The following is a 4,010-nucleotide window of genomic DNA, read 5'->3' as shown; positions in this document are numbered from 1 at the left end:
TCAAGACGGTCGTTTCTTATTCGGCGACATCCCTTCAAACGAAGCAATTGCTACACGTTTAGGTTTACGCGAAATCGTACCTACTACATTCATGTCTGGTAAAGGCGCTGTAATCGTTAACTTAGCCGACTACACTCTTGGCGCTACTAAAGGTGGCGAAATCACTAACTTCGACGACTTCGACATCGACTTCAACCAATACAAATACTTAATCGAAACTCGCTTATCTGGTGCCTTAACTGTTCCAAAATCTGCTATCCACTTAACAAAAGGTAACGCTGCTGGAACTGGCGCTGACAATTCAACAGGCGGTGTAACGAAAGGTCAACGTCAAGCTGACAAAGTAGTACCTCCAGCAGGCGAGTAATGGCTAGATACGCTGGTTTAGTAACATACGTCACGCAAGCTGAAACAAGACCTGGCGTATGGACTGAAGTGGTGGAACAACACTTTATGAAAGGGGACATGTTGCGTAAGGGCTCGTCGTTTCAAAATGGCGACAAAGTCCATAGTGATGTAACCCTTAATCATAGGGTGTCGTTGGTGGCTGATGATTATGCGCTCGGAAACTACCATGACATTAAACGTCTGGAGGTAGACGGGAGACAATGGATGGTTGAGTCCATCGAGGTACAGCGACCTAGGATCATTGTTACTTTAGGAGGGTTGTATAATGGGGAGTAGAGAAGAACTTCACTATGAGTTACTGACATTAGTCCCTAACGCATATTTCCAACCACCCGCTACTTTGAAAATGAAATACCCTTGTATTGTATACCACAAAACCCCAAACTATAAAGACTTCGCTAACGGAGGAATCTATAGACGAGTTCGTGCGTACACACTTACATTGATCGAGACAGACCCCGACAGCGAATGCGCTGACAAGGTCGAGGAATTATTCGAGTACTGTTCAATCACCAATCATCATGTGGTTGATTCTTTATATCACACAACATTAAACTTACACTATTAGGAGGTCATTAAAAAAATGGCGAAATTACAATGGGATTTATCAGGGGAACGTTTATACGAAACAGGTACCGCTAAAGGTGTCTTATTCCCACAAGGAGTTACTGGCGCTTACGAAAATGGTGTTGCCTGGAATGGTTTAGTTTCTGTAAAGAAATCTAACGATGGGGCTGAAGAAAATCCAGTCTATGCCGACAACATGAAATACTTATCGTTAATGTCTGCTGAGAACTTAAAAGGTTCTATCGATGCGTACACATACCCAACTGAATTTGAAGCTTGCGATGGTTCAGCCGCAGTGAACCCAGGAGTATATGTGGGTCAACAAACTCGTAAACCTTTCGGATTAGCATACGCTACTATCGTAGGTAACGATACTCAAGGTAATGGATTCGGTGAGAAAATTCACTTAATTTACAATGCCAAAGTGTCACCATCTGAGCGAGCGTACGAAACTGTAAATGAGGATCCAAACGCTTTAACATTCTCTTGGGAATATTCGACTACACCAGTCGATTTAAGCGATATCGGTTTAGAAGCATCTGCTGGTATCACAGTATCTAAACATGAAGTGACACCAGCGGCTTGGAAAGCGTTAACTGATATGTTATACGGTACTGAATCTGAAGAAGCCAAACTACCGTCAATTAAAGAAGTAATTGCTTTAACCGAACCAAAAACTCCCTGATTTAGACCCTCCAATTGAGGAGGAGAAACCTGAACCAGAACCTGAACCAGTAGACCCACCTGAACCAGTAGACCCACCTGATACACCGGACCCACCTGATACACCGGACCCAGTAGACCCTGACCCAGACACGGGTATCGTTACGAACGGATTAGTGGGGTATTGGAACAGTAAACTAGGAGTCAGTGGCGAAACATGGGCGAACATTGCGCCAGCTACAACAGGTCAATACGACGCGGTTATTAATGGGGCAACTGTCACACAAAATGGGATGGTGTTTGCTAAGACAACCGATCATGTACAAATACCGATACCAACGGAATTGAAATCTACAACAAGCGCAACGTTTGAGATGCGTATGCGTTCTGATGGTGGTTTTAATAATGGATATGCAGATTTGGTCAATCAAGACGGTCGAGAATTAATTTGGATTGGACCGTATGAATTAGTTTTATCGGGCATTTTTGATACCTATAAATACAGAGACCATAAATACATTCCGATAAAAAACCCATTGAGACTAATTTATATAACCATTACTGCAGATTTAACAAACGGTAGAATAACAGCTTATCTATACGATCCCTTAACTGGCGATATTGAATCGGATGGCTATACGACAGATATTGGAACTATTGCAGATGGAGATTTCGTTTGGTTAAGTCGAACGCAAACCCCGCATAGTGGTATTATGGACGGAATCAGGATATATAACCGCGTGTTAACGCAAGAAGAAATTGCTCGAAATTGGGCAGTAGGAATAGAATTAGGAATTTAAAAACAAACTCGAGGAGGAAAACAATAATGTTTAAACAAAATATTGCATACACAGATTTCAACGGTCAGGAACGTCAAGAGGATTTTTATTTCCACTTATCGTTACCTGAAGTAACTCGTCTTGAGGCTAAGTTTAAGATGAGTTTGGCAGAATACACTCAGGACTTAGTGTCGCGTCAAGACCCTGATGAGTTAATCACATTCCTTGAGAAGATTGTATTGTCATCATACGGACGAAAAACTGCTGATGGTAAATCATTCCGAAAGAACGCAGAACTGCGCGAGGAGTTTGAGTACTCTCAAGCATATGCTGAATTCTTTGAGGCATTATTAACAGATCCAGCTCTTGCTGCTAAATTTGGCGAAGGTGTAGCGGATAACGGTAAACAACGTAAAAACACCGTCACACCTTCAGTAATCGAATAAATAAAAAAATAAGCTCTAGGTTATGTCATCATGGACTTAGCCTATTGCTTTTTCTATTTTTGGAGGGGATATCTTGCTTGTGGTTGATTTAGGAACTATTGAGGAGTATGACTCTTCGACAAATTCATTTATTTATCAAGATTTAGGAACTGTACGATTTGAGTATTCTTTAAAAGCCATATACAACTGGGAAGGCAAATGGAAGAAACCATTTTTAACATCTGAATTATCGGATGAAGAGAGTCGTGATTTATATAGACTGATGGCACTAGACCCGTTGGATGATGAATTTCTAACGTATAGAGTTATGAAAGAGTTGTCGGATTACATATCAAACTCTAATACAGCCACTTCGTTTGGAGGTTACGGTAACGAGAAAACAGGTTCTTCAAAGGGCGGTAAGTTTTTAACTACTGAGGAAATCTATGCTAACATGTTCGCCGCTGGAATTCCACTTGAATTCGAAAACCGAAATCTAAATCGACTGTTTGTAGTTCTTAAGATTATTTCATTAAATAATGAAGCTCCTAAGAAGATGACTAAAAACGAGATACTTAGACAGAACGCTAGTCTTAATGAACAGCGTAAAGCCGCTTTAAAGACAAAGGGGTGATATAATGAAAGTATCGTACGACAGTAAAGGTGATTTCAACAACTCATTGAAATGGTTGAATAAAGCTTCATCTCCAAAAGGTGGCAACATAGTTGACCAGATAGCTAAAGACGGCGTTGCGTCATTAATGGCGAATACTCCAAGAGAAACTGGGGAGACTGCGTCAGGATGGAAGTCTGAAGTCAAAATGACTGCAAAAGGTATGGAAATAGTATGGATAAACACTGCTCACCCTGAATTATCTGTAAACTTAGCTAAACTTATAGAGCTTGGTCATGGTACGAGAACTGGAGGATACGTTTCCCCAAGACCGTATATTAAAAAGTCTATGGAATCAGTTTTCAGAACTGCTGGGGATAAATTAGCAGGGGAGATGTTTAAATAATGGTTCATTGTATTTTCCAAATAATGAAACCTGGAATCCGTCATTTACCGTAACATCATATTGAGGCTTGTCTTTCTTATAGACATTTGCGCCAATATTGAAGGTAAGGGTTCTTCTGACTTTGCTTACCTCTATATCATTAACGCCAT

At 40.8% G+C, this 4,010-nt stretch carries 7 protein-coding genes; all 7 read left to right on the top strand.

Going from position 1 to position 4,010, the window contains the following annotated elements:
- A partial coding sequence (locus ACR2F3_RS16205) for a hypothetical protein (RefSeq protein WP_432711030.1) occupies positions 1–367 on the top strand: 367 nt, incomplete at its 5' end.
- Entirely contained in the window at positions 367–684 is a 318-nt protein-coding gene (locus ACR2F3_RS16200; protein WP_432711029.1) for a DUF7253 family protein, read from the top strand. The genes ACR2F3_RS16205 and ACR2F3_RS16200, both read left to right, overlap by 1 nt.
- A gap of 307 nt (positions 685–991) precedes the next feature.
- Positions 992–1,660, top strand: coding sequence for a hypothetical protein (locus ACR2F3_RS16195; protein WP_432711028.1), 669 nt, complete (start codon positions 992–994; stop codon positions 1,658–1,660).
- Between the two features lie 154 nt (positions 1,661–1,814).
- Positions 1,815–2,438 (top strand): hypothetical protein, encoded by a 624-nt coding sequence (locus ACR2F3_RS16190; protein WP_432711027.1) that lies wholly within the window; start codon positions 1,815–1,817, stop codon positions 2,436–2,438.
- 26 nt (positions 2,439–2,464) lie between these two features.
- Positions 2,465–2,863 (top strand): hypothetical protein, encoded by a 399-nt coding sequence (locus tag ACR2F3_RS16185; RefSeq protein ID WP_432711026.1) that lies wholly within the window; start codon positions 2,465–2,467, stop codon positions 2,861–2,863.
- A 73-nt stretch (positions 2,864–2,936) separates the two neighbouring features.
- The gene (locus tag ACR2F3_RS16180) at positions 2,937–3,476 is read left to right on the top strand and encodes a hypothetical protein (RefSeq protein ID WP_432711025.1); all 540 of its coding nucleotides are present in this window, start codon (positions 2,937–2,939) and stop codon (positions 3,474–3,476) included.
- 4 nt (positions 3,477–3,480) lie between these two features.
- Complete coding sequence (locus tag ACR2F3_RS16175) at positions 3,481–3,861, top strand: HK97 gp10 family phage protein (protein WP_432711024.1); 381 nt, start codon at positions 3,481–3,483, stop codon at positions 3,859–3,861.
- Positions 3,862–4,010: the final 149 nt, after the last annotated feature.

Origin of the sequence: Pedobacter sp. (genome assembly GCF_045627485.1) — a bacterium.
Classification (GTDB): Bacteria; Bacteroidota; Bacteroidia; order Sphingobacteriales; family Sphingobacteriaceae; genus Pedobacter.
This window is presented reverse-complemented; position numbering and strand designations above follow the sequence as displayed.

What these genes read in the sequence shown, in the direction of transcription:
- ACR2F3_RS16200 (WP_432711029.1), top strand. Translation starts at nt 367, where the DNA reads ATGGCTAGATACGCTGGTTTAGTAACATACGTCACGCAAGCTGAAACA.
- ACR2F3_RS16195 (WP_432711028.1), top strand. Translation starts at nt 992, where the DNA reads ATGGCGAAATTACAATGGGATTTATCAGGGGAACGTTTATACGAAACA.
- ACR2F3_RS16185 (WP_432711026.1), top strand. Translation starts at nt 2,465, where the DNA reads ATGTTTAAACAAAATATTGCATACACAGATTTCAACGGTCAGGAACGT.
- ACR2F3_RS16175 (WP_432711024.1), top strand. Translation starts at nt 3,481, where the DNA reads ATGAAAGTATCGTACGACAGTAAAGGTGATTTCAACAACTCATTGAAA.